We start from the raw sequence: 21,948 nt of genomic DNA, 5'->3' as shown, positions 1-21,948 counted from the left end.
GCCCGCGAGCGGGCTCCTACGGGTTAGAACTCCGGCCGTGTAGGAGCCCGCTTGCGGGCGATTGGTGATTGCACAGCTAGTCCTGCGGAATGGTCACAATCGATTCGCCCGCGAGCGGGCTCCTACGGGTCAGAACTCCGGCCGTGTAGAAGCCCGCTTGCGGGCGATTGGTGATCGCATAGCTAGTCCTGCTAAATGGCCACGATCGATTCGCCCGCGAGCGGGCTCCTACGGGTCAGAACTCCGGCCATGTAGGAGCCCGCTTGCGGGCGATTGGTGATTGCATAGCTAGTCCTGCTAAATGGCCACGATCGATTCGCCCGCGAGCGGGCTCCTACGGGTTAGAACTCCGGCCGTGTAGGAGCCCGCTTGCGGGCGATTGGTGATTGCACAGCTAGTCCGGCCATGTAGGAGCCCGCTTGCAGGCGATTGGTGATTGCACAGCAAGTCCTGCTGAATGGCCACGATCGATTCGCCCGCGAGCGGGCTCCTACGGGGCTGCTTAGCCTACCGGCAGCTCGCCGGTCACCATCGCCGTGACGATGAAGATGCCGAACAGCGGCAGCGACCAGAGGCCGTGCCGATTTCGGTCGGGGTGATGCCAAACTGGTGGAAATCGCGTTACGTGGGCGGGGCCGCTGGTATGGGACCGGCAAATGGGCACCACGCCTTCTGGGTGAAGTTAGCCCGCTGGTGGCGAATCGATTCGACGAGGCTTTCGGCGCGTTGTTCGTATACGCCAGCGTCGAGCCAGTCATTCGCTTGGCAGAAGATGAGTTATCACCCCATGGAGGCTTTCTCTTCGATGGCGACTGCCGTCCGGCACCGCCGACGTGGCGTCATTAAGAACGCCTCACCACACCCAGCTCGAGCCAGGGTGCCCGTCTTGCCCCCAGCACTACACAGGTTCATGCCCGTGATCATGCACCGATCCGCAGCAATCAGCGCACCCATTAAAATCAATTAATTTGATATTTTAAAAACGACTAAATAAGACAAATAAATAATTAGTTTAGAAGTAAATGTGCTTTCACAGACATTTTTAAAACGAATATCGTTTATGCAACCCGACCCCGACACGGTGGAGGCAATGGATTCCCGCTGCACTGTGTCCTGACGACGGGGTTGCTCCCTTGCCCGCAGGCGGCCGGTTTCCGACATCACGATCCTATCGATGACTGCCAGGAAAGCCTGCGATGCCAACCCTCCTCCACCCGTTGCACCCACTCGTGTTATCCATCGCGTTGAGTATCTCGGCACTGGCCGGTGCAGCCGATAACGATCGCCTGCCGACCGTCACCGTGACCGCCGAACACCGCTCGGAAAACCTGCAGAAAACCCCACTGGCGATCAGCGCCTTCGACGAGAACGCCCTGCGCGACGCGCAGATCAACAACGTACGTGACCTCTCGGGCCGGGTGCCGAACCTGACCCTCAATCGCCAGTCGATTTCCTACAGCGCGCAGACCTACGGCATCCGGGGTATCGGTGAAACCGACCCGATCCAGGAGGCTGCGGTGGCCGTGTATGCCGATGACCTGTACATCCCCCGGGCGATTTCCTCGATGATCGACTTCAACGATGTCGAGCGCGTGGAAGTAATGCGCGGCCCACAGGGCACGCTCTATGGGCGCAACAGTGCCGCCGGTGCGGTACGTGTCATCACCCGTGATCCGGATCAGCAGACGCGCGGTTTCTTCGAACTCGGTGCCGGCACCTACAACGCCCGCAACGGCCGCTTGCTGATCAGCGGCCCGTTGGTCGACAACACCCTGTTCGGCAGCTTCTCGGCGATCCGCCTGACCCGTGACGGCACGGTTCGCAACCGTACCCGCAACAAGGACGTCAACAACGTCGACATCCAGTCCTATCGCGGCAAGCTGCGCCTCGCGCCGGAGGATTCGCCCTGGGATGTGCAACTGACCCTGGCCGGCACTTTCGACCGTGGCGATACCACCAGCTACTCGCCCTTCGATCCAGCGACCGGTCGCTACGACAAGTTCAAGACCTACAGCAGCCTCGACCCGAAGAACAAACTCGACCAGGGCAGCGCGGTGCTGCGTGCGATCTACACCCTGAACGACAACCTCAGTTTCAAGTCGGTCACCGCCTGGTCTGAGTTCGATCAGCCGGTGGACTACGACAACTCCGGTCAGGCCAACAGCGGCAACGCCGCACCGATCCAGAACAACCTGATTCTCTACAAGCAGCGTTACGCCACCCAGGAATTCCAGCTAAACGGCAGCCATGACGACTTCACCTATACCCTCGGACTGTACCTCTACAAGGAGCGCTTCAGCGCCGAACGCGACAGCCTGACCTACTCGGTGGCCGCCGACCGGGTCAACGCTTCCGGCCAGTACAGCACCACCGATACTGAAAGTTATGCGCTGTACGGCCAGAGCAACTACAAGCTGACCCCGCGCCTGTCGCTGACTACCGGCCTGCGTTATACCAGCGAGCACAAGAACTTCCGTTACAGCAATTACGCCATCACCCCGGACAGACAGATAACCGGCACCAACTTCAGTGCCGAAACCAGCGAATCCTGGGCTTCGTTCAGCCCCAAGGTCGGCCTCGAATACGCCTGGAGCGATGACCTGGTGCAGTACGGCTACGTGGCCAAGGGCTTCAAGGCAGGCGGTTTCGACAACCGCGCGCCGACCCGGCTGGCGGCCGAACAGGGGTTCGATCCGGAAAACGTGACCACCTACGAGGTCGGCTTCAAGGGCGACTTCGCCGCTGGCCGGCTGCGCAGCAACATCGCCCTGTTCTACAACGATTACGACGACCTGCAGACCAACGCCTGGGATCCGGCCATCAGCGCCAACCTGCGTACCAACGTCGGCAGCGCCCATACCTACGGCCTGGAACTGGAGAACACCGCGCTGCTAACCCGCGACCTGCGCCTGACCGCCAACATCGGCTACCTGAAGAGCAAGTATGACGATTTCCAGAACGCCAGCGGCCCGGGGGTCAGCGCTGACGGCAAGGAAATGATCTTCGCCCCCCGCTGGAATGCCAGCCTGGGCCTCAACTGGACGGTGCCGGTCGCCCTGCCCGGCGCGCTGATCGCTGCTACCGACTACCAGTACCAGACCCGCTCCTACGCCAACGCCCTGAACGCCGACATCTACGAAGTCCCGGCTCAGGGTTTCTGGAACGCCAGCACCAGCTATGCCAGCGGCGACGGCCACTGGACGACCACGCTGTCGGTCAAGAACCTGCTGGACCGCGCCTACCCGCAAAGCGTCGCCAATTCGGCCGCCAGTCGCACCGCCTACTACTCGGTCAATGACCCACGCACCGTTCTGCTGAGCGTGCGTTACGACCTTTGAGCGAGCGCCCTTTTACCTTCAAGGAGAGATAGAAATGGGACTTACCCGCAGAGACCTGATTTCCCGCATCGCCGCCGTAGGCGGCTATTCCGCCGCCATGGGCGCCATGAGCGGCCTGGGCCTGATGCCGGGCCACCTGCAGGCGGCGGCGTTCGAGCCGCTGAACATCGCGGGCAGTGCCGGCAATGGCAAGCGCGTGCTGATCGTTGGCGGCGGCATCGCCGGCCTGGTGTCGGCCTACGAGCTGGCCAAGGCCGGCTTCTCGGTCAAGCTGCTGGAGGCCCGCGAGCGTATTGGTGGTCGTGTCTGGACCCTGCGCAACGGCGATCGCATCGAGCATAACGATGGCTCTCGGCAAACCGTGGAATTCGACGAGGGTTTGTTCTTCAACGCCGGCGCCGGCCGCATTCCCAGCCATCACCTGACCATTCTCGGTTACTGCCGGGAGTTCGGTGTCGAGCTGCAACCGCTGGTCAACAGCAGCCGCAGTGCCCTGGTGCAGCCGGATCTTGGCCGCCCGCCGTTGCAGCTTCGCCAGGTAGTCAACGACACCCGCGGCTGGCTCAGCGAACTGCTGTCTCGCAGTGTCAGCAGCCATGCCCTGGATCAGCAGCTCTCTGCGGATGAGCGCAAGGGGCTGCTGGATTTCCTGCGGGTATATGGCGATCTCGACGCCGAACACCATTACAAGGGTTCGGTGCGTGCCGGCTATAGCCGCTTCGCCGGCGCTGGCGACCAGACACCAATCACCCGGCAACCCGAGAAACTGACACGCCTGCTCGACAGCAATCTGCTGCTGCCGCAGATATTCGAGGAGATCCCGGAGTTCTCCGCCACCATGATGCAACCGGTCGGCGGCATGGATCGTATTCCCTATGCGTTCTATGAGCGGGTCAAACAGCACGTGCAGCTCAATGCCGAAGTGCTTGGCGTTGAAACCTCGGAACGCGGTAGCAAAGTGCTCTGGAAGGATCGCCTCAGCGGCAGGCAGCACAGCGAGGAAGCCGACTACGCCATCGTCACCCTGCCGACGCCCCTGCTGGCCAAACTACCGAGCAACTTCAGCAAGGACTTCAAGGCCGCACTGGGCAGAACCGAGGGCGACTACAGCAACAAGGTCGCCTGGCAGTCACCGCGCTTCTGGGAAACCGAGTACCAGATATACGGTGGGCTTTCCTACATCAACCACGAAGCGCGCACGCTCTGGTACCCCAGCGAGGGCCTCAACAGCGCCCAGGGCGTGCTGGTGGGCACCTACAACAATGGCGAGGTAGCCAAGACCTTCGCCGCCAAAACCCTGGAGCAGCAGATCGCCTCCTCGCGGCAGGCCGTGGAATCCCTGCACCCGGGGCACAGCAGCAAGCTCGGGCGGCCGCTGGCGGTCAACTGGTCGAAGATCGCCTTCAGTGAAAGCCCGTGGATCGTCCACGGTGCCGGTACCTCCAGCCCGTCCTACGACGAACTCAATCAGCCCCAGGGGCGTACCTGGCTGGCCAGCGACTCACTGGCCCATGGCGGCGTCGGCATCTGGCAGAACACCGCAGCCGAGTCGGCGCGCCGCGTGGTAGGGCTGATCGCCACCCATGCCCTCCAACAACGATCCGGCGTTGCCGCCTGAAAGGAATGACGATGAAAAACCCTGCCTTGCTACTCGGAGCCCTCATGACCCTGACCGCTATCAATGCCCAGGCCGATGCCATCAAGCGTATCGACCCACCAGGCTCCAACTTCCCCATCTCGCAACTGGTCACCGTACCTGCCGGTAGCTCGCTGACTTTCGTCAGCGGCACCTTGCCCGATGTCGCCGACCCCAAGGCCAAGCCACAGACCATCGCGGCCTACGGCAATACCGAGACCCAGACCCTCTCGGTACTCAACAAGATTCGCACGGCATTGCAGAGCCAGGGCCTGGATCTCGGTGACATCGTGCAGTTGCGGGTGTTCCTGGTTGGAGACCCGGCCCACGACGGCAAGCTCGACTTCGCCGGCCTGCAAGCTGCCTACACCCAGTTCTTCGCTACCGCGCAACAGCCCAACAAGCCCACCCGTACGGCATTGCAAGTCGTTGCATTGCCGCTGCCAGGCGCTCTGGTAGAGATCGAAGCGATCGCAGCCAAAGCGCCTTAGATACCCGTTCAACACCTGATAAGCCTTTTCCGCCGGGCCAGCCCGGCGGAGAGGCGGCGTGCACCCGAAAAAAGCTGCACGTTCGACTGCCTCATGGAGAGAGCACATGCCTTCATCACCCTTCGATCTGCCCACTGCCCGTTTCACACCCGCCCTGCTTGCCCTGGCAATCGCCGCTGCTGGTCTGGGTTCAGCGAGCGCCCAGGCGCAAACCCATGGCGGCCAGCCGGCTGCTTCGTCGCAACTCGGCACCGTGATCGTCACCGGCAACCGCGGTAGCGAAGCTCGCACGGTAACCAGCAGCCCGGTCCCCATCGACGTGATCAGCGCCGCTCAGTTACAGGAAACCGGCAAGCCCGGTCTGATGGAAGCGCTCAGTGCCAGCGTCCCCTCGCTGACCCTGCCGGAAAAAACCGGCTGGGATGCCAGCGGTATCGCCCGCGCGCCCAACCTGCGCGGCCTGAATGCCAGCCAGGTACTGGTGCTGGTCAACGGCAAGCGCCGCCACACCAGCGCCACGCTGAACATCAACGGCATCAACGCCGGTGCTGCGCCCACGGATCTCGACCTGATCCCCATCGGCGCCATCGATCGCGTCGAGGTGCTGCGTGACGGCGCAGCGGCGCAGTACGGCTCGGATGCCATCGCCGGGGTGATCAACGTCATCCTCAAGGCCGACACCAGCGGCGCTGCGGTGACCAACCTGGGTCAAGGTTACGACGGCAAGAAACAGACCGTGCAGCAGAGCCTCAACAAGGGGTTCGAGATCGGTGATGGCGGCGTCCTGCAATTCGCTCTGGATGCACGCAGCCAGAACGACGACAACAAGGCACGCGCCAACGGCTACACCTATGAACAGGCCTATGATCTGGCAGGCAAATCCACCTACGGCGGTTACGGTACACCCAAGATCAACCTGCTGACCCTGGGCTACAACGCCGAGCTGCCGATCAACGACAATCTGGAGCTGTACTCCTTCACCACCTGGTCGTATCGCAAGGGCGAACAGGGCCAGAACTTCCGCTTGCCGACCATCGTCAACACCATCACCACCGGGCCCAACGGACGCCCTGCCGGTTACACGCCAACCTGGTATATCGAAGAAGACGACCTGCAGGCAGCCTTTGGCGGGCGCGGCGAGGTGGGTGAATGGGGCTGGGATCTCTCCAGCACTTACGGACGCAACGCCGCCGAACAGGGCACCTGGAACAACCAGAATCCCTCCCTGGGCGAAGCCACCCCCAACTCGTTCGAGTCCGGTACCTGGATCGCCACCCAGTTGACCAGCAACCTCGACTTCAGCCGCAACTTCGAGGTTGGCCTCAGCAAGCCGCTGGACCTGTCCTGGGGCCTGGAGCACCGCAAGGAAACCTACCAGGTGCGTGCTGGCGACTGGGCTTCGTGGGCGGATGGCGGTTACTGCCGAGCCAACCCGGTCAGTGGCGCCCAGGAATGCGCATCCTCGGGCGCCCAGGTCACCAACGGCATCTCCCCGGCCGAAGCCACCAGCGCCAGCCGCAACAGCGTTGCCAGCTACGTCGACGTTGGCTTCAGCCCGAGCGAAAAGTGGTACCTGGGCACCGCCCTGCGCTATGAGCACTACAATCAGGGCGTAGGTGCCACGCGCAGCGGCAAACTGACGACCCGCTATGACTTCACGCCCGAGTTCGCCGTGCGCGCCACCGTCAGCAACGGCTTCCGTGCGCCGTCGCTGGCCAACGACCTGTTCAGTGCGCGCTCGACCAGCTACGCGGTGATCGACGGTGTGTATCAGTCATTCAACTTTGGCGTATTGCCGGTAGAGTCCGCCGCCGCCCGGGCGCTTGGTGCCAAGGCGCTGAAACCGGAAAAATCCACCAACTTCAGCCTGGGCCTGACCTACACGCCGACGCCCGAGCTGTCGCTTACCGCCGACGCCTATCTGATCGACATACGCGATCGCATCACCCTCACCGGCCGCCTGCTGGGCGAAGAGGTGCGCCAGACGCTGATCGATAACGGCATTACCTCGACCTCGGGTGGCCAGTACTTCGTCAATGGTGCCGACACCCGCACCAAAGGCCTGGACATCGTCGCCAGCTACAACCAGAACCTGCAACGCTTCGGCTCGCTGAAATGGACGGCGGCCTTCAACTGGAACGACACCGAGATCCGCAGCTACCAGCAGAGCACCGAGATTCTCGGCACCGCTTACGAGTTGATGAACCGCGAGGCCCGTAACCTGCTGACCAACGTACAGCCCAACACCAAGCTGATCCTCGGTACCACCTGGAGCCTCGACGACTGGACGGTCAACCTCGGCCTGACGCGCTATGGCTCTTATCGGGAGGTCAACGACGCCAATGACCGCAGCCTTGACCGTGTCTACAAGGCCAACTGGATCACCGACCTCGATGTCGGCTACAGCCTTACCGAGAACCTCGATCTGGCCATCGGTGCGAAGAACCTGTTCGACGTCTATCCGAAACGTCAGGGCATCGCCAGCGCGACCATGGGCTCCGGCTACGGCACCTATTCGCCATTCGGCTTCACCGGTGGCTACTACTACACCCGACTGAGCTACGCGTTCTGACGCAGCGATGCCCGCCAGCCCTCCACAGGCCTGGCGAGCATCGCCTTGGATGATGAGGAGAAGGCATGAACCTGTTGCTGGTACGTCACGGACAAACGGCTTTCAACCTCGAGCAGCGCTACCTCGGCGCCCTCGATCCCCCCTTGAACGACACCGGCATCGCCCAAGCGCAAAGGCTGCGGGCTCGGTTGCCCGAGGGCATCGACGTGCTGATCAGTTCGCCGCTGCTGCGCGCCCGCCAGACAGCGGAGATTCTGCGTGGTGAAAGCGGACCTGCAGTGGTTGTGAACGACGCGTTCCGCGAGCGCAACGTAGGCGTTTTCGAAGGGCTTACCCAGCGCGAGGCGCGCCTGGCGTTTCCCGGCCTGTGGGCGAGAAACATCACCCGCCAGTGGTCCGCAGCGCCCGACGAAGGTGAAACCATCGCCGCGGTATTCGCCCGCGTTCATGCAGGCCTGGCAGAACTGCTCCAGCACAATGCCGACGCGACCGTACTGCTGGTCGCCCACGGCTTCGTGGCCAAGGTCATCCGTGCCATCGCGCGGGGCGATCACCACGACCTGTTCGACTGGCAACTGGACAACGCCGCGATCTGTGAACTGCAAGTGAGCCCGCCATTGACATCCTTCACCGCCGAATACGGCAGTAACACACTGCCGCAGGTCACGCCAAACCTGGCATAGCCCCCTGCTCTCGCCCCTTCACCACGCCGATCGCACGGATATCGGAGAGGTGCACCTCGTAAGGGTCGCGGCGCTCGTCGCAGTCCAGCGCCACGATCAGGAAGTAGGCATGCGGGTTGATGCCGGTCATGGGCAAGACCACACCGATGATATGGGCGAGGTGCCCGTAGGACTCCGCCTCACCCTCCCAGTACAGCTCCATGAGGACGCTTTTGCCGAGATAGGAGATCGCGCTGGCGGCGTCCAGCCATGGAACGCTCCGCCCCATGCAGCCATTGCACGCATGTAGGAGCCCGCTTGCGGGCGATTGGTGGTTGCACCGCAAGTCCTGCTGGATGGCTGCAATCGATTCGCCCGCGAGCGGGCTCCTACGGGGTAGAACTTCATCGCTTGTGTGTGATTGGTGGTTGCATCGCAAGTCCTGTTGGACGGCCACGATCGATTCGCCCGCGAGCGGGCTCCTACGGGGTAGAGCTCCGTCGCTTGTGGGTGATTGGTGGTTGCACCGCAAGTCCTGCTGGATGGCCACGATCGATTCGCCCGCAAGCGGGCTCCTACGGGGTAGAACTTCATCGGTTGTGGGTGATTGGTGGTTGCATCGCAGGTCCTGCTGGATGGCTGCAATCGATTCGCCCGCGAGCGGGCTCCTACGGTTAGAACTCCTTGGTGGCCAGCGGCAACTGGCAAAGCGCAGCCGAGCACCTGGGCATCAGCACCACCACGCTGTGGCGCAGGATGAAGAGAGGACCGGGGCTGCTTCGATGCCGCACGCTACGGCTGAGCAGGCGCCACCTCGTCATAGGGGTAGATGCGGCAGCAGTCCCATCCGGGTGCTGCCCTGAGCCACTCAAGCGCCGCCAGGCAGAAGATAGCCCCGCAGATCGCGTTCAGCTTCTTCACTACCTGTCCCGATGATCACCTCAATGCCGGCATCGACAAGAATCCGTGCGCCGGCACCTGCATTTCTCGGATCGGGATCCAGTATGGCGATGAACACCCGTTCGATGCCCTGCCTGACCAGGGCGTGAGCGCATGATGGCGTGCGCCCATGAAACGAGCAGGGTTCCAGGGTGACGTAAGCCGTCAGGCCCTGCTGACTTCCCGATGGCAGTTGGGCCAGAGCCATCGCTTCGGCATGATGCTGACCAGGCGCCTGGGTGTGGCCTCGGCTGACGACCCTGCCCTCTCGGACCAGCACGCAACCGACCGGTGGATTCGGCAAGCACGCCGGTAAAGCTCGTTTACCTTCCGCCAAGGCGAGCGACATGAAGTACTCAGGGTCTGTTGACGTTTCAGCACGACCGCGCCGGAGCCAGTTTTTGCGCGAGGCAAGGCACGAGGTGCGAAGTTTGGCTGGCCAAATGAGCCACCGAGAAACGCAGCATCGCGCTAAAACTGGCCCGGCCCTACGGGTTGCGCGGGAAATCTCGCCATGCGTCGTTGGAGGACTTGAAAAGGGAATGCCATTCCCTGCGCCCTCCGCCTCGCCTGGCGAGATTTCTCGCAGCAACGCGGCTCGCGCTGAAACGTCAACAGACCCTGGGCCTGCAGACTCTTCGAAAAACAGACTCTCCGCTGCAGGCGTCGATTGCGCGCAATCGCCAAGCCCAGGCTCTGGCGTAACCTGCTGCGTTCGTACCCGTTTGAACGACGCGCTTATCGCCCAGGTACGGAACCTGCCAACCCAGTTACCCGGCATCGATTACAGTGACCAACGGCCAGCGCTCCTGGTAGCGCTTCTGCTCGTTCCGCTGACGGTAGGTCTGCTCGCTGACACGCGCCGGGTTGCGCTGCACGCGCATATCGAAGAGGTCATCCAGCCCATGTGGGGCAATGATGCGCAAAGCGCCATCGGCGTCCAGACTCACGGCAACCGAAGTGGCGAACTCGGGCCAGCTCGCCACCGCCTCATGGAGCGACTGCAACGGCTCGACGGCATGGCCGAAACATGACTCGAACCACAGGTGCACTGCCGCCTGGTTAGTCACCTCCCAGGGAAAGCGAGGAGCGAGGACACCCAGCATCGCCTGCAACTCGGTATCCGTCGCCGCAGACGACTCCAGCGGTTCGAAATAAGCCAGATCGATGTCCGCCAGGAACGACGGTTCGGTATGACCGTGCAGGTGATCCCAAACCAGATTGCGCACTGCCCCGGCGCCGATGCACCAATCGCTCAACTCCAGCTGGCGAGCCCCTTGCAACGCATCCATGAACCAGGAAGACTGCCGCACGATCGCTTCCAGCCGCTGCGTCAGCAGCCAGGTGCGACTCTGCTGCGCGGTTCGGCATAAACAATGGTTCATTGCCATGTGCTGCTTACCTATACGTCCTGGCGTGGAAATCTTACCGGTGCAATCCCGTTTTTCTACGGCGCATTGAAAACCAACGTAGTGTATCTGCCGATCAGGCGGGTAGCCGCCGATTGCGCGGAATCTCCAGCCCCAAGCTCTCACGCAAGGTGCTGCCTTCGTACTGCCGACGATAGACACCGCGCGCCTGCAGGATCGGCACCACCTGTTCGGTGAAACGGCGAAATTGCTCCGGGTGACCCACGTAGATATTGAAGCCATCCAGCGCCCGCGCCTCGAACCAGCGAATCATCTCATCGGCAACGGTTTGCGCTGAACCGACGAACGCGTTGGGCCGCAGCGTGAGGCCGTTGGCGACCGCCTGGCGTAGCGTCCAGCCCTTGCTGACGGCCATGTCGGTGGCCGCCTTGGCGGCGGTGTAGAAACTGCTGCGCGCATGCTCCAGCGCCTCGACCGGGAATGGCGCATCGAGGTCGTATTGGCGGAAGTCATGCCAGCCGAAGGAGCGGCCGAACTCGGCCAGAGCTTGCTCGAAGCTGTGATCCGCTTCGTGATAGCGCCGCTCGATTTCTCGCGCCTGCTGGTCGGTGTCGCCGACGAAGATCTGCGCACCTGGGAGGATAAGCACTTCGTCCGGGTCACGACCCTGCTGCTGCGCACGACGCTTGATGTCCTGATAGAAGGCCTGCCCCTTATCCACGCTTGGCGCGTGGGTAAACACCACATCAGCGATGCGCGCACCCAGTTCGCGGCCTTGCTGCGAATCACCGGCCTGGAAAATCACGGGCTGCCCCTGGGGCGAGCGCTGGATATTCAGTGGCCCGACCACCGAGAAATACTCACCTTTGTGGTGCGTGGCATGCAGCTTGGAGCGGTCAAGAAACTGCCCGGTCTCACGGTTGCGCGGCAGCGCATCGTCCTCGTAGGACTGCCAAAGCTTCTGCACCACCTGCACGTGCTCCAGGGCACGCCCGTAGCGAGTGTCGTAGTCGTAATGCTCGTCGCGCCCGTAATTGCCGGCGGTACCGGCATCGCCACTGGTGACCACGTTCCAACCGGCGCGCCCCTTGCTGATCAAATCCAGCGAGGCCAGGCGGCGAGCCACGTTGAAGGGCTCGTTGTAGGACGTGGTCAGGGTGCCAACCAAACCGATATTACGGGTCGTCACCGCCAGAGCCGAAAGCAGCGTCAACGGCTCCAGCCGGTTGAGGTAATGGGGTGGCGAGTCAGGGGTGATGAATTGGCTGTCGACGATGAAGATCAGGTCGAACAGCGCCGCTTCGGCCTGTCGCGCCAGGTCGATGAACCAGTCGATATTGACACTGGCATCACTTGGAATCTCGGGGTCGTGCCAGAGATTGTGCCGGCCCGGGCCACCGACGCCCATGGCCACCGCGCCCAGTTTGATCTGCCTTTTACCGCTCATATGAAAATCCGCAACGATCTACTCGTGGCAGGCATTAAATACCTATTACTGATATTTAAAAACAGTTTAAATAATGAAATTACATAATTAGCTTAGAACCATAAAGACTTTCACAGCTGTTTATTAGAGGGATAAGGTCAGTTCCAGACCGACCCCTTTCCTGGTGGAGGCCGTCCCCACGAGCCATCCCGGGAGCGCAACGTCATGACATCCCACCATCATCTGCCAACGCTTATCGGGGCTGTATTGCCCGATAGCGCTCGGCCGCACGCTGCGCTCACCGCGACCGTGCCCTCTCTGCGCTCACGACCGCCACACGGCGAGCCCTTGGCACCCCACAAACACTCACCTTCCATCGGCCGATGAAGCCGAACCAGGAGCCATCACATGCTGATTCGTACCCTTATCGCCACCTTGTTGGGCAGCAGCCTGTTGCTGGGTGGCCAAGCTAGCGCTGCCGACCTCGAACCGCTACGCGTCGCCAATCAGAAATCCGGCATCAAGTTGCTGCTGCAGGCTGCCGGTGAACTCGACGACGTGCCCTACCGCATCGACTTCTCCGAATTCCCCGCAGCGGCGCCACTGGGCGAAGCGCTGAATGCTGGCGCCGTAGACATCGGTGGTCTTGGCGATGCCCCTTACGTGTTCGCGCTGGGTGCCGGGGCGCCGCTCAAGGTGGTGGAAATCATCAAGCGAGATGGCCGTTACACCACCTCGATTCTGGTGCCCAAGGACTCGCCACTGAAAACCGTGGCCGATCTCAAGGGCCAGCGCATCGTCACCAACCGCGGCTCGATCGGCCACTTCCTGGTCATCCGGGCGCTGCGCGAAGCCGGTCTGAAAACCTCCGACGTGACCTTCGTCAACCTGCTGCCCACCGATGCCCGCAGCGCCCTGGAAAGCGGTGCCGCGGATGCCTGGTCGACCTGGGATCCCTACACCACCATCGCCATCACCCAGAACGGCGCACGCATCCTGCGTGACAGCGACGACCTGCTGACCAACCACTTCTACCTGGCTGCCACCCAGGACGCCGTAGACGGCAAACGCGTGCAGCTCGAGGATTTCGTCAAACGTGTCGAGCGCGCCTTCCTGTGGGCCAACGACCATCACCAGGCCTATGCAGAAGCCCAGGCTCGGGTTACCGGCCTGCCGGTCGCGGTGCACCTGGAGTCGGTCAAGGAAACCACCCACTCCCGCGCCGAGATCACCGACAAGGTGATCAGCGACCTGCAGCAGGTCTCGGACATCTATCTCGAAGAGGGCGTGCTGACCCGCGCCGTGGACGTATCCCAGGGGTTCGATCCGAGTTTCAACGCTGCCCGTGCCGAGCAGCCGGGCAAGGCGGTTGCCCAGGCGCAACCTCAGTAAATCGACAGGAGCATTTTCCATGAGCAAACGACAGATCAAACTTGGCGCGATGATTCACGGCGTCGGCCACGGATGGGGCGAGTGGCGCCATCCGAACGCCCTGGCCGATGCCAGCGTCAATTTCGGTTTCTACAAGCAGCAGGCACAGCTGGCCGAAGGCGCCAAGTTCGACTTCGCCTTCATCGCCGACAGCCTGCATATCCACGCCAAGTCGAGCCCGCACTATCTCAACCGCTTCGAGCCGCTGACCGTGCTCTCGGCGCTGGCTGCGGTCACCGAGAACATTGGCCTGGTGGCGACCGTGACGGTGAGCTACACCGAGCCGTTCCAGGTCGCTCGCCAGTTCGCCTCGCTGGATCACATCAGCGGAGGGCGTGCTGGCTGGAACGTGGTCACCTCCTGGCTCTCCGGCACCGCCGACAACTTCGGCAAGGCCGAGCACCCGCCGCACGCCACGCGCTACCGCATCGCCCGGGAGCACGTGAACGTGGTCAAGGGGTTGTGGGATTCCTGGGAAGACGATGCCTTCACCCGCGACAAGCAGAGCGGCGAATTCTTCGATCCGGAAAAACTCCATGCCCTCAATCACCAGGGCGAGTTCTTCAAGGTCAAGGGCCCACTGAACATCCAGCGTTCGCGCCAGGGCCAACCACTGATCTTCCAGGCCGGCACCTCCGAGGATGGCCGCAACTTCGCCGCGCAGAACGCCGATGCGATCTTCGTCAGCCCGGAATCCTTCAGCGAGGCCCGCGCCTATTACGCGGACCTCAAGCAGCGTGCGGCCAAGGCCGGCCGCAATCCGGACGAGCTGTTCATCCTGCCGGGCATCCGCCCGATCATCGGCCGCGATGCCGAAGAGGTGGAAAGCCGTTACCAGCAGGCCGTCGAACTGGTGAGCATCGAGGATGCCATCGTCGCCCTGGGGCGCCCGTTCAATGATTACGACTTCTCCACACACGATCTCGACGCGCCCTTCCCCGACCTTGGTGACCTGGGCAGCAACAGTCAGAAAGGCGGCTCCGACCGCATCAAGCAGCAGGCCCGCGAAGAGAACCTGACCCTGCGCGAAGTCGCCCTGCACTTCTCGCGCCCACGCCGCGATTTCGTCGGCACACCGGAAGAAGTCGCCAACACCCTGCAGGACTGGTTCGAAGACGGCGCCGCCGACGGTTTCATCGTCAACTCGCTGCTGCCTGACGGCCTGGCCTACTTCACCGAGCACGTGGTGCCGCTGCTGCAAACCCGCGGCCTGCTGCGCCGTGAATACGAGGGCAATACCCTGCGTGACAACTTCGGCCTGGCCGTACCCACCAACCGCAACACGCTGCAACGCGCACAAGGAGAAGTGGCATGAGCGATTCCCTGAACGATCTGCTGGCCGAACTGCACGCCGAGCGCGAGCGCACCTGGGCCCCTGAGGCGCTGAAGGTCAATATCGAGCAACGCCAGAAGTTGGTGGACGAGGCGCGTCACGACGCCTTCGTCAAGGTCGGCGACAACGTCGCCTCCTTCGAACTGGAGAACGTCGACGGCAGCACCCTGAGCCTCGAAAGCCTGGTCGCCGACGGCCCGGCGGTGCTGGTGTTCTTTCGCTTCGCCGGCTGCCCGGCCTGCAATATCGCCATCCCCCATTACCAACGCCATCTGCAGCCGGCCTTGCAGCAGCGCGGGGTACCGCTGGTGGCCGTCAGCCCGCAGGTGCCGGAGCGCCTGGTGGAGATCCGCGACAGGCATCGGTTGACCCTGCAGGTCGTCAGCGATCGGGACAACGCCCTGGCTCGGCGCTTCGGCATTCTCTACGAATTCGACGAGCCGTCGCGCCAGGCCGCACTCAGCAAGGGCCCGGGCATCGGCGCCGTGACCGGTACCGGCACCTGGGAGCTGCCGCAACCGACCGTGGTGGTGATCGGCAGCGACCACCGCGTGCACTTCGCCGAGGTCAGCCCGGACTGGCTGGTGCGCAGCGAAGCGCAACCGATCATTGATGCGGTGGATGAGGTGCTTGGGGTCACCGACAAGGTGGCGAGAAGCGCCTGATGTAGTTCGTCCCGGTCCACCCTACAAAAGCCGAAGCCGCCCTACAACACGACTCTTTCTCTCTAAAAAAGGATGCGGCCCATGCACGCGCCAGGATTCGTTCGTCCCGAAAAACGCCTGCCTTATGCCCTGTCGCTGCTCTGCCTGGCGTTACCGGGGGCGACCTGGGCCGCGGAAAAGGACACGGCCCTCGGTACGGTTTCGGTGATATCCACCGGCAACCGCAGCAATACCCTGACCGTGGCCGACAGCCCCTCGCCGATCGACATCATCAGCGGCGAGCAGATTCGCAAGACCGGCAAGGCCAGCCTGCGTGAGGCCCTGGGTCGCATCGTGCCGTCATTCAGCGCGCCCGCCCAGGCCGGTGGCGGCACCTCTTCCTCGGTACGCCCGGTGTCGATCCGCGGCCTGAGTGGCGATCACCTGCTGGTACTGGTCAACGGCAAGCGTCGCCACAACACGGCGGTCTACAACAACTTCGCGCGTATCGCCAGCGGCAGCGTGCCGGTGGATCTCGACCTGGTCCCCACCTCGGCCATCGAGCGCATCGAACTGCTGCGCGACGGCGCCTCGGCGCAGTACGGCTCGGACGCCATCGCCGGAGTACTGAACATCATCCTCAAGAGTCAGGACAATGGCGGCAGCGCCAGCGTGACCAGCGGCCAGCAGGAAGACAAACCCGGCGACCTGACCCAGACCGGACTCAATGGCGGCTTCGCGCTTGGCGACAACGGCGGCTTCTTCAACAGTTCGCTGGATATCCGCCTGCAGGGCCCCTCCTATGCGGCCGGCGATGCCCAGGGCGCCTGGTACTACCCGGTGCAAGGCGGTCAGTCGGTGCCGTTCGGCACCCCCGGCGCACAGCCTGACCCCCGCGAGGGCTCGGTGGATCGGCTGCTGGAAAAGGGATATGGCCGGTCCAACCGCGACAAGGTCTACAACCTCTCCTACAACGCCGAACTGCCGCTGCGCGACGATCTGACGCTGTACTCGTTCGCCACCTACAGCGACCGGGAAATCGTCGACACCCGTGGCAGCTTCCGCGCCACCAGCCTGGCGTCGATACCCGAGATCTATCCGGATGGATTTCATGCCCAGCGCCTGATCGACGAGCGCGACTTCCAGGTGGCATTTGGCGGCAAGGGCGACCTGGCCGGCTGGGCCTATGACCTGAGCACCACCTACGGCAAGGACGACGTACGCCTGGGGGCACAGAACACGCTGAATGCCTCCCTGGGGCCGGCAAGCAAGACCTCGTTCTACCTGGGCGCGCTGGAGTTCGAACAATGGACCAGCAACCTCGATATCACCCGGCCTTTCGAAATCGGCCTGCCGAAACCGCTGCAACTGTCGGCCGGCATCGAGCATCGCTGGGAAAAGTACCTGCAGACCGAAGGCGAACCCGACTCGTACCGCGACGGCGGCTATGTCTACCCGGTTGGCCACCCGCGTGCCGGGCAACGGCCCAGCGCCGGCCTGCAATCGTTCACCGGCACGTCGGTGGCCGATGCCGGCTCGCTGGACCGTGACAGCTACGCCGTCTACCTCGACGCCGGCAGCAACCTGACCGAGCGCTGGTACACCAGCGCCGCCGTGCGCTTCGAGCACTACGACGACAGTTCCGGCAACACCGCCAGCGGCAAGCTCTCGACCCGTTACGAGCTGGCCCCGGGATTGGCCTTGCGCGGTACCTTCAACACCGGTTTTCGTGCGCCCTCGCTGGCTCAGCAGACCTTTTCCGTCACCCAGAACACCGCCGTGCGGCTGCCGGACGGCAGCTATCAGTTGCTGCTGGCGCGCTACCTGCCGCCTGGCAGCACCGCGGCCCAGGCATTGGGTGGCCAGGATCTGGAACCGGAAAAATCGACCAATTTCAGCGTGGGCATCTCCTGGGAACCGACGCGCAACGCGCGCATCACGCTCGACGCCTACCGCATCGAGATCAAGGACCGCATCGTCAAGAGCGAGATCATCCGCGACAGCGGCTCTTCAACGGTGATCCGCGACACCCTCGCTTCGCTCGGCATCAACGACCTGTACTCGGCGCAATACAACATGAACGGCGTCGACACTCGCACCGACGGCGTCGATCTGGTCAGCGAACTGAACAGCGATTACGGGCGCTTCGGCCAGGTGCGCTGGTCGGCGCTGTACAGCTACAACCACACGACCATTCGCGACATCAAGCAGAACGGCACGGTCAGCAATCTGCTCGGCAGCGACTACGTGATCTTCGGCCATCAGGCACAGACCGACCTGACCCGCGGAACGCCACGCGACAAACTGGTTTTCGGCAGCAATTGGCGCATTGGCGACTTCATCACCGATGTGCAACTGACCCGCTACGGCACGTACACCGAAGCGGGCATCAGTGCAGCAGCCGACCGCGAGTTCGGCGCCCGCTGGATCACCGACCTCGACCTGACCTACCTGGTCAACGACAACCTCTCCGCCTCCATCGGCGCCAACAACCTGTTCGGCATACGCCCGGACAAGCAGGCCGCCAACCCCAGCGTCACCGGGCTGGGCGCAGCGAACCCCAGCGAAATCAACAACCCTGATGAATACGGCAGCTTCAGCCCCTACGGGCTAAACGGCGCGTTCTATTACGCGCGCCTTTCCTACGACTGGTAACGACAAGAGGACAGCCCCATGCCCGCAGAGAACGTCGTCGCGCTCACCGAAACCCTCGTGGTCACGCCACTGGAGCCCACCGTGGGCGCCGAGATAAGCGGCATCGACCTGAGCAAGCCACTCAACGCGCGACAGCGTGACGAGATTCACGGGCTGCTGCTGCGCCACAAGGTGATTTTCTTTCGCGACCAGCACATCAGCAGCGAACAGCAGATCGCTTTCGCCAGCCAGTTCGGCGAGCTGTACGTGCACCCCACCACCAGCCAGGAAGACCGCAACAAACCCCAGGCCCACCTGATTCTCGCCAGCCAGGCCAAGGAGACTTACGGCGATGCACGCAAGGGTCGCTGGCACACCGATACCAGCTGGATGCTCAAGCCAACCTGGGGCGCGGTGCTGCGTGCGGTAGCGCTGCCGGAGCTGGGTGGCGACACCGTGTGGGCAGATGCCGGCCTGGTCTATCGAGGCCTTTCGGATGAACTGAAAGCGCGTATCGACAACCTCTACGTCACCCACAATTTCAAATCGTCGCTGGACAGGGTCGGCTACAGCTACCCGATCCTCGCCCATCCGCTGGTGCGCACCCATCCGCAAACCGGCGAGGACGCACTGTTCATCAACTTCTCGATGTCGCCACAGGTGATCGGCTGGTCCGTCGAGGAAAGCCGCGCACTGGTCGCCGAGCTGCTCAGGGAAGTCGGCAATCCGGAATATCAGGTGCGCTTCAAATGGACGCCAGGCACCGTGGCGTTCTGGGACAACCGCGCGCTGCTGCATTATCCGGTCTACAACTACGGCGACTTCGACCGGGTGATGGAACGGGTGCTGATCGCCGACGACGACATCCCCCACCGCGTGCGCGCGCAGGTAGCCGGTTGATGGCCCGGCAACTGCACCTGGCGCTGTTCGTCAGCCATGCCGGCAGCCACCTTGCGGGCTGGCGCCTGCCCGAAGCGGAAGTCGGCAATGCGCTGGACATACGCTATTACCAGCGCCTGGCCGAACAGGCCGAAGCCGCCAAACTGGACATGCTGTTCGTGGCCGACAAGCTGGCCCTGGACGATATCCATGGCGGCTCCTTCGATGCCGCCGTGACCTGGCGACCGAGCGGTTCGCCCGAGCCCCTGGCGCTGCTCTCGGCGCTCAGCGTGCTGACATCGCACATCGGCCTCGGTGCGACCATTTCCACCAGCTATCACCAGCCGTTCCATGTCGCCCGTCAGTTCGCCACGCTGGATCATTTCAGCGGCGGCCGCGCGGCCTGGAATGCGGTGACCTCGGTGAACGATGGCGAGGCCCGCAACTTCGGCCTGGATGAGCATCTCGGCCACGCCGAGCGCTACACCAAGGCCAGCGAGTTTCTCGATGTGGTGCGCACCCTCTGGGACACCTGGGAAAACGATGCGCTGCTGGTCGACAAGGCCAGTGGCCGCTATGCCGATGCCAGCAAGCTGCATTACGCCAACCAACAGGGCGACTGGTTCAAGGTACGCGGCCCGCTCAATCTGCCGCGCCCGCCCCAGGGGCACCCGGTGCTGATCCAGGCCGGCGTGTCGCCGGCCTTTCAGTCGCTGGCGGCACGCAACGCCGAGGTGGTCTTCCCGGTGCAGTCGACGCTGGAAAAGGCCAGAGCGTTCTACCGCGAATTCAAGGAGCAGGTGGTCGCCGCCGGCCGCCAGCCCGATGACGTCAAGGTGCTGCCCGGCCTCTACCCGATCATCGCCGACAGCGATGAACAGGCCCACGCCCTGGCCGCCGAGCTGGACGAGCAGATCCTGCCCATCGCCGGCCTGGCATTCATGTCGGCGAGCATGAACTACGACCTGGCGAGGCATGACCCCAAGGCGCCGGTACCGGATATCCGCGAGCACATCCGCGGCAGCAAGGGGCGCTTCGACGTGGTGATCGGCAACGCCATCGAAGCCGGCTGGACGCTCGAACAGTTGGGCCGCTGGTACGCATCGAGCCTGGCGTTCGCCAAGTTCATCGGTTCACCGCAGACGGTCGCCGAGCAGATCCAGCAGTGGTTCGAACTGGAGGCTGCGGACGGATTCGTGGTGATGCCGCCCTACATGCCAGGCGGCGCCGAGCGCTTTCTCGATGAGGTGGTGCCCGAGCTGCAGCGGCGTGGAATCTTCCGTACCGACTACCAGGGCAGCACCCTGCGCGAGCACCTCGGATTGCGCACGCCAGTTAATAGATTTAGAAAATAACATAAGCATATTTTTATACGTTCTTTGCATATTCAAAAGGCCTTTCCTAGTATCCGTCCATTGCCTTGACGTGCATCCAGATGCCGCGCCAATCAACGCGGCACCCACCGAACAGACAGGAGTTCCCCGCAATGAGTCTCGAATTTATCGGCCTGATCGGCCCGCAGGAAGGCAGTGAATCGCAAGCGGCCCGTGGCCCCGCCGTCGACATCGAGTTCATCAAGGCATTCGCCCAGGCTCAGGAGTACGATGGCTTCGACAAGGCACTGCTGGCGGTCAACACCAGCGCGGCGGATTCGATGATTCTGGCCAGCTATGTCGCCGCCGTGACCGACAAGCTCGGCCTGCTGGTCGCGCACCGCCCGGGCTTCCAGGCGCCAACCTTCGCCGCCCGGCAGTTCGCCACCCTCGACCACCTCAGCCGTGGCCGTGCCTCGATCAACGTGATCACCGGTGGCGACAGCGGTGACCTGCAGCGCGATGGCGACTTCCTCGACAAGGACGCCCGCTATGCACGCACCGAGGAGTATCTGGATATCTTGCGCAAGGTGTGGACGAGCACCGAGCCCTTCGATCATCAGGGCGAGCACTACCGTATCGAAGACAATCTGACGCTGGTCAAGCCGGTCCAGAAGCCTCACGTCCCGGTCTACTTTTCCGGCGCATCCGACGCTGCGGTGGAAGTCGCCGCCAAGCACGCCGACGTGTACATGATGTGGGGCGAGCCACTGGAACAGGTCCGCGAGCGCATCGCCAAGGTGCGCAAGGCCGCGGCCAAATACGGCCGCGAAAAGCATATCCGCTTCAGCCTGTCGCTACGGCCGATCCTCGGTGCCACCGAAGATGAAGCCTGGGCCCGCGCCGAGCGCATCCTGGCAGATGCCCGTGAACTGATTCATCTGCGCCAGGGCAAACGTCGCGACAAGAACTTCGGCACCAGCAACTCGGGCTCTTCACGGCTGGTCGAGCTGGCGAGCCAACGCAAGGTGCACGACAAGCGCCTGTGGACCGAGATCGCCGCCCTGAGCGGCGGCGCCGGCAACTCCACCTCGCTGGTGGGCACACCGGATCAGGTCGCCGATGCCGCACTGGACTACTACAACGCGGGCATCACCACCTTTCTGTTCCGTGGCTTCGAGCAACTGCGCGATGCGGCGGAATACGGCCAGGATCTGCTGCCACGCATTCGCGCCCTGGTCGAGCAGCAAGGCAGTGCGAAGAAAGTCCAGAACGCCTGA

The 21,948-nt window shown here is 63.0% G+C and carries 17 protein-coding genes; 13 read left to right on the top strand and 4 right to left on the bottom strand.

Going from position 1 to position 21,948, the window contains the following annotated elements:
• Window positions 1-1,196: 1,196 nt before the first annotated feature.
• From ACT9T4_RS23365 to ACT9T4_RS23345, 5 genes are all read left to right on the top strand, one after another.
• A complete protein-coding gene (locus ACT9T4_RS23365) occupies window positions 1,197-3,338 on the top strand; it encodes a TonB-dependent receptor (RefSeq protein ID WP_499119197.1) in 2,142 nt (713 codons plus the stop codon).
• 34 nt (window positions 3,339-3,372) lie between these two features.
• Window positions 3,373-4,956, top strand: a complete 1,584-nt coding sequence (locus ACT9T4_RS23360) for a flavin monoamine oxidase family protein (protein ID WP_499119195.1) — start codon at window positions 3,373-3,375, stop codon at window positions 4,954-4,956.
• A gap of 11 nt (window positions 4,957-4,967) precedes the next feature.
• A complete protein-coding gene (locus tag ACT9T4_RS23355) occupies window positions 4,968-5,465 on the top strand; it encodes a RidA family protein (RefSeq protein ID WP_042556467.1) in 498 nt (165 codons plus the stop codon).
• Between the two features lie 106 nt (window positions 5,466-5,571).
• The gene (locus ACT9T4_RS23350) at window positions 5,572-8,037 is read left to right on the top strand and encodes a TonB-dependent receptor plug domain-containing protein (RefSeq protein ID WP_499119193.1); all 2,466 of its coding nucleotides are present in this window, start codon (window positions 5,572-5,574) and stop codon (window positions 8,035-8,037) included.
• 65 nt (window positions 8,038-8,102) lie between these two features.
• A complete protein-coding gene (locus tag ACT9T4_RS23345) occupies window positions 8,103-8,720 on the top strand; it encodes a histidine phosphatase family protein (RefSeq protein WP_042556466.1) in 618 nt (205 codons plus the stop codon).
• On the opposite strand, the gene ACT9T4_RS23340 is transcribed toward ACT9T4_RS23345, so the two are convergent.
• Complete coding sequence (locus ACT9T4_RS23340; RefSeq protein WP_499119191.1) at window positions 8,701-8,988, bottom strand: hypothetical protein; 288 nt, start codon at window positions 8,986-8,988, stop codon at window positions 8,701-8,703. The two genes, ACT9T4_RS23345 and ACT9T4_RS23340, sit on opposite strands and share 20 nt — an antisense overlap.
• Before the next feature lie 398 nt (window positions 8,989-9,386).
• On the opposite strand from ACT9T4_RS23340, the gene ACT9T4_RS23335 reads away from it, so the two are divergent.
• A complete protein-coding gene (locus ACT9T4_RS23335) occupies window positions 9,387-9,635 on the top strand; it encodes a helix-turn-helix domain-containing protein (protein WP_197077066.1) in 249 nt (82 codons plus the stop codon).
• Here the strand turns inward: ACT9T4_RS23335 and ACT9T4_RS23330 are convergent.
• The 3 genes from ACT9T4_RS23330 to ACT9T4_RS23320 form a co-directional block, all read right to left on the bottom strand.
• Entirely contained in the window at window positions 9,568-9,987 is a 420-nt protein-coding gene (locus ACT9T4_RS23330) for a bifunctional diaminohydroxyphosphoribosylaminopyrimidine deaminase/5-amino-6-(5-phosphoribosylamino)uracil reductase RibD (RefSeq protein WP_042556464.1), read from the bottom strand. The genes ACT9T4_RS23335 and ACT9T4_RS23330 overlap by 68 nt on opposite strands.
• Before the next feature lie 421 nt (window positions 9,988-10,408).
• Window positions 10,409-11,023 carry a nucleotidyltransferase family protein gene (locus tag ACT9T4_RS23325; protein WP_499119188.1) on the bottom strand — a complete coding sequence of 205 codons (615 nt, stop codon included), beginning with the start codon at window positions 11,021-11,023 and terminating at the stop codon, window positions 10,409-10,411.
• Between the two features lie 100 nt (window positions 11,024-11,123).
• Window positions 11,124-12,455, bottom strand: coding sequence for an LLM class flavin-dependent oxidoreductase (locus ACT9T4_RS23320; RefSeq protein WP_499119186.1), 1,332 nt, complete (start codon window positions 12,453-12,455; stop codon window positions 11,124-11,126).
• 387 nt (window positions 12,456-12,842) lie between these two features.
• Between ACT9T4_RS23320 and ACT9T4_RS23315 the strand changes: the two genes are divergently transcribed.
• From ACT9T4_RS23315 to ACT9T4_RS23285, 7 genes are all read left to right on the top strand, one after another.
• Window positions 12,843-13,826: an ABC transporter substrate-binding protein gene (locus ACT9T4_RS23315; RefSeq protein WP_042556461.1), complete on the top strand. Its 984-nt coding sequence runs from the start codon at window positions 12,843-12,845 to the stop codon at window positions 13,824-13,826.
• Window positions 13,827-13,845: 19 nt separating this feature from the next.
• Complete coding sequence (locus ACT9T4_RS23310) at window positions 13,846-15,180, top strand: LLM class flavin-dependent oxidoreductase (protein ID WP_042556460.1); 1,335 nt, start codon at window positions 13,846-13,848, stop codon at window positions 15,178-15,180.
• A complete protein-coding gene (locus ACT9T4_RS23305) occupies window positions 15,177-15,863 on the top strand; it encodes a peroxiredoxin-like family protein (RefSeq protein WP_499119183.1) in 687 nt (228 codons plus the stop codon). The genes ACT9T4_RS23310 and ACT9T4_RS23305 overlap by 4 nt, the downstream gene beginning before the upstream one ends.
• Before the next feature lie 81 nt (window positions 15,864-15,944).
• A complete protein-coding gene (locus ACT9T4_RS23300; RefSeq protein ID WP_179538230.1) occupies window positions 15,945-18,497 on the top strand; it encodes a TonB-dependent receptor plug domain-containing protein in 2,553 nt (850 codons plus the stop codon).
• Window positions 18,498-18,515: 18 nt separating this feature from the next.
• Entirely contained in the window at window positions 18,516-19,376 is an 861-nt protein-coding gene (locus tag ACT9T4_RS23295; RefSeq protein ID WP_499119181.1) for a TauD/TfdA dioxygenase family protein, read from the top strand.
• Complete coding sequence (locus ACT9T4_RS23290) at window positions 19,376-20,710, top strand: LLM class flavin-dependent oxidoreductase (protein ID WP_499119179.1); 1,335 nt, start codon at window positions 19,376-19,378, stop codon at window positions 20,708-20,710. The genes ACT9T4_RS23295 and ACT9T4_RS23290 overlap by 1 nt, the downstream gene beginning before the upstream one ends.
• A 131-nt stretch (window positions 20,711-20,841) precedes the next feature.
• On the top strand, window positions 20,842-21,948 hold the full coding sequence (locus ACT9T4_RS23285; RefSeq protein WP_499119178.1) for an LLM class flavin-dependent oxidoreductase: 1,107 nt from the start codon (window positions 20,842-20,844) through the stop codon (window positions 21,946-21,948).

It is taken from the genome of Pseudomonas sp. SZ40 (assembly GCF_052958135.1).
Note: the sequence above shows the minus strand (reverse complement) of the source record. Positions and strands in the feature narration are given on the sequence as shown.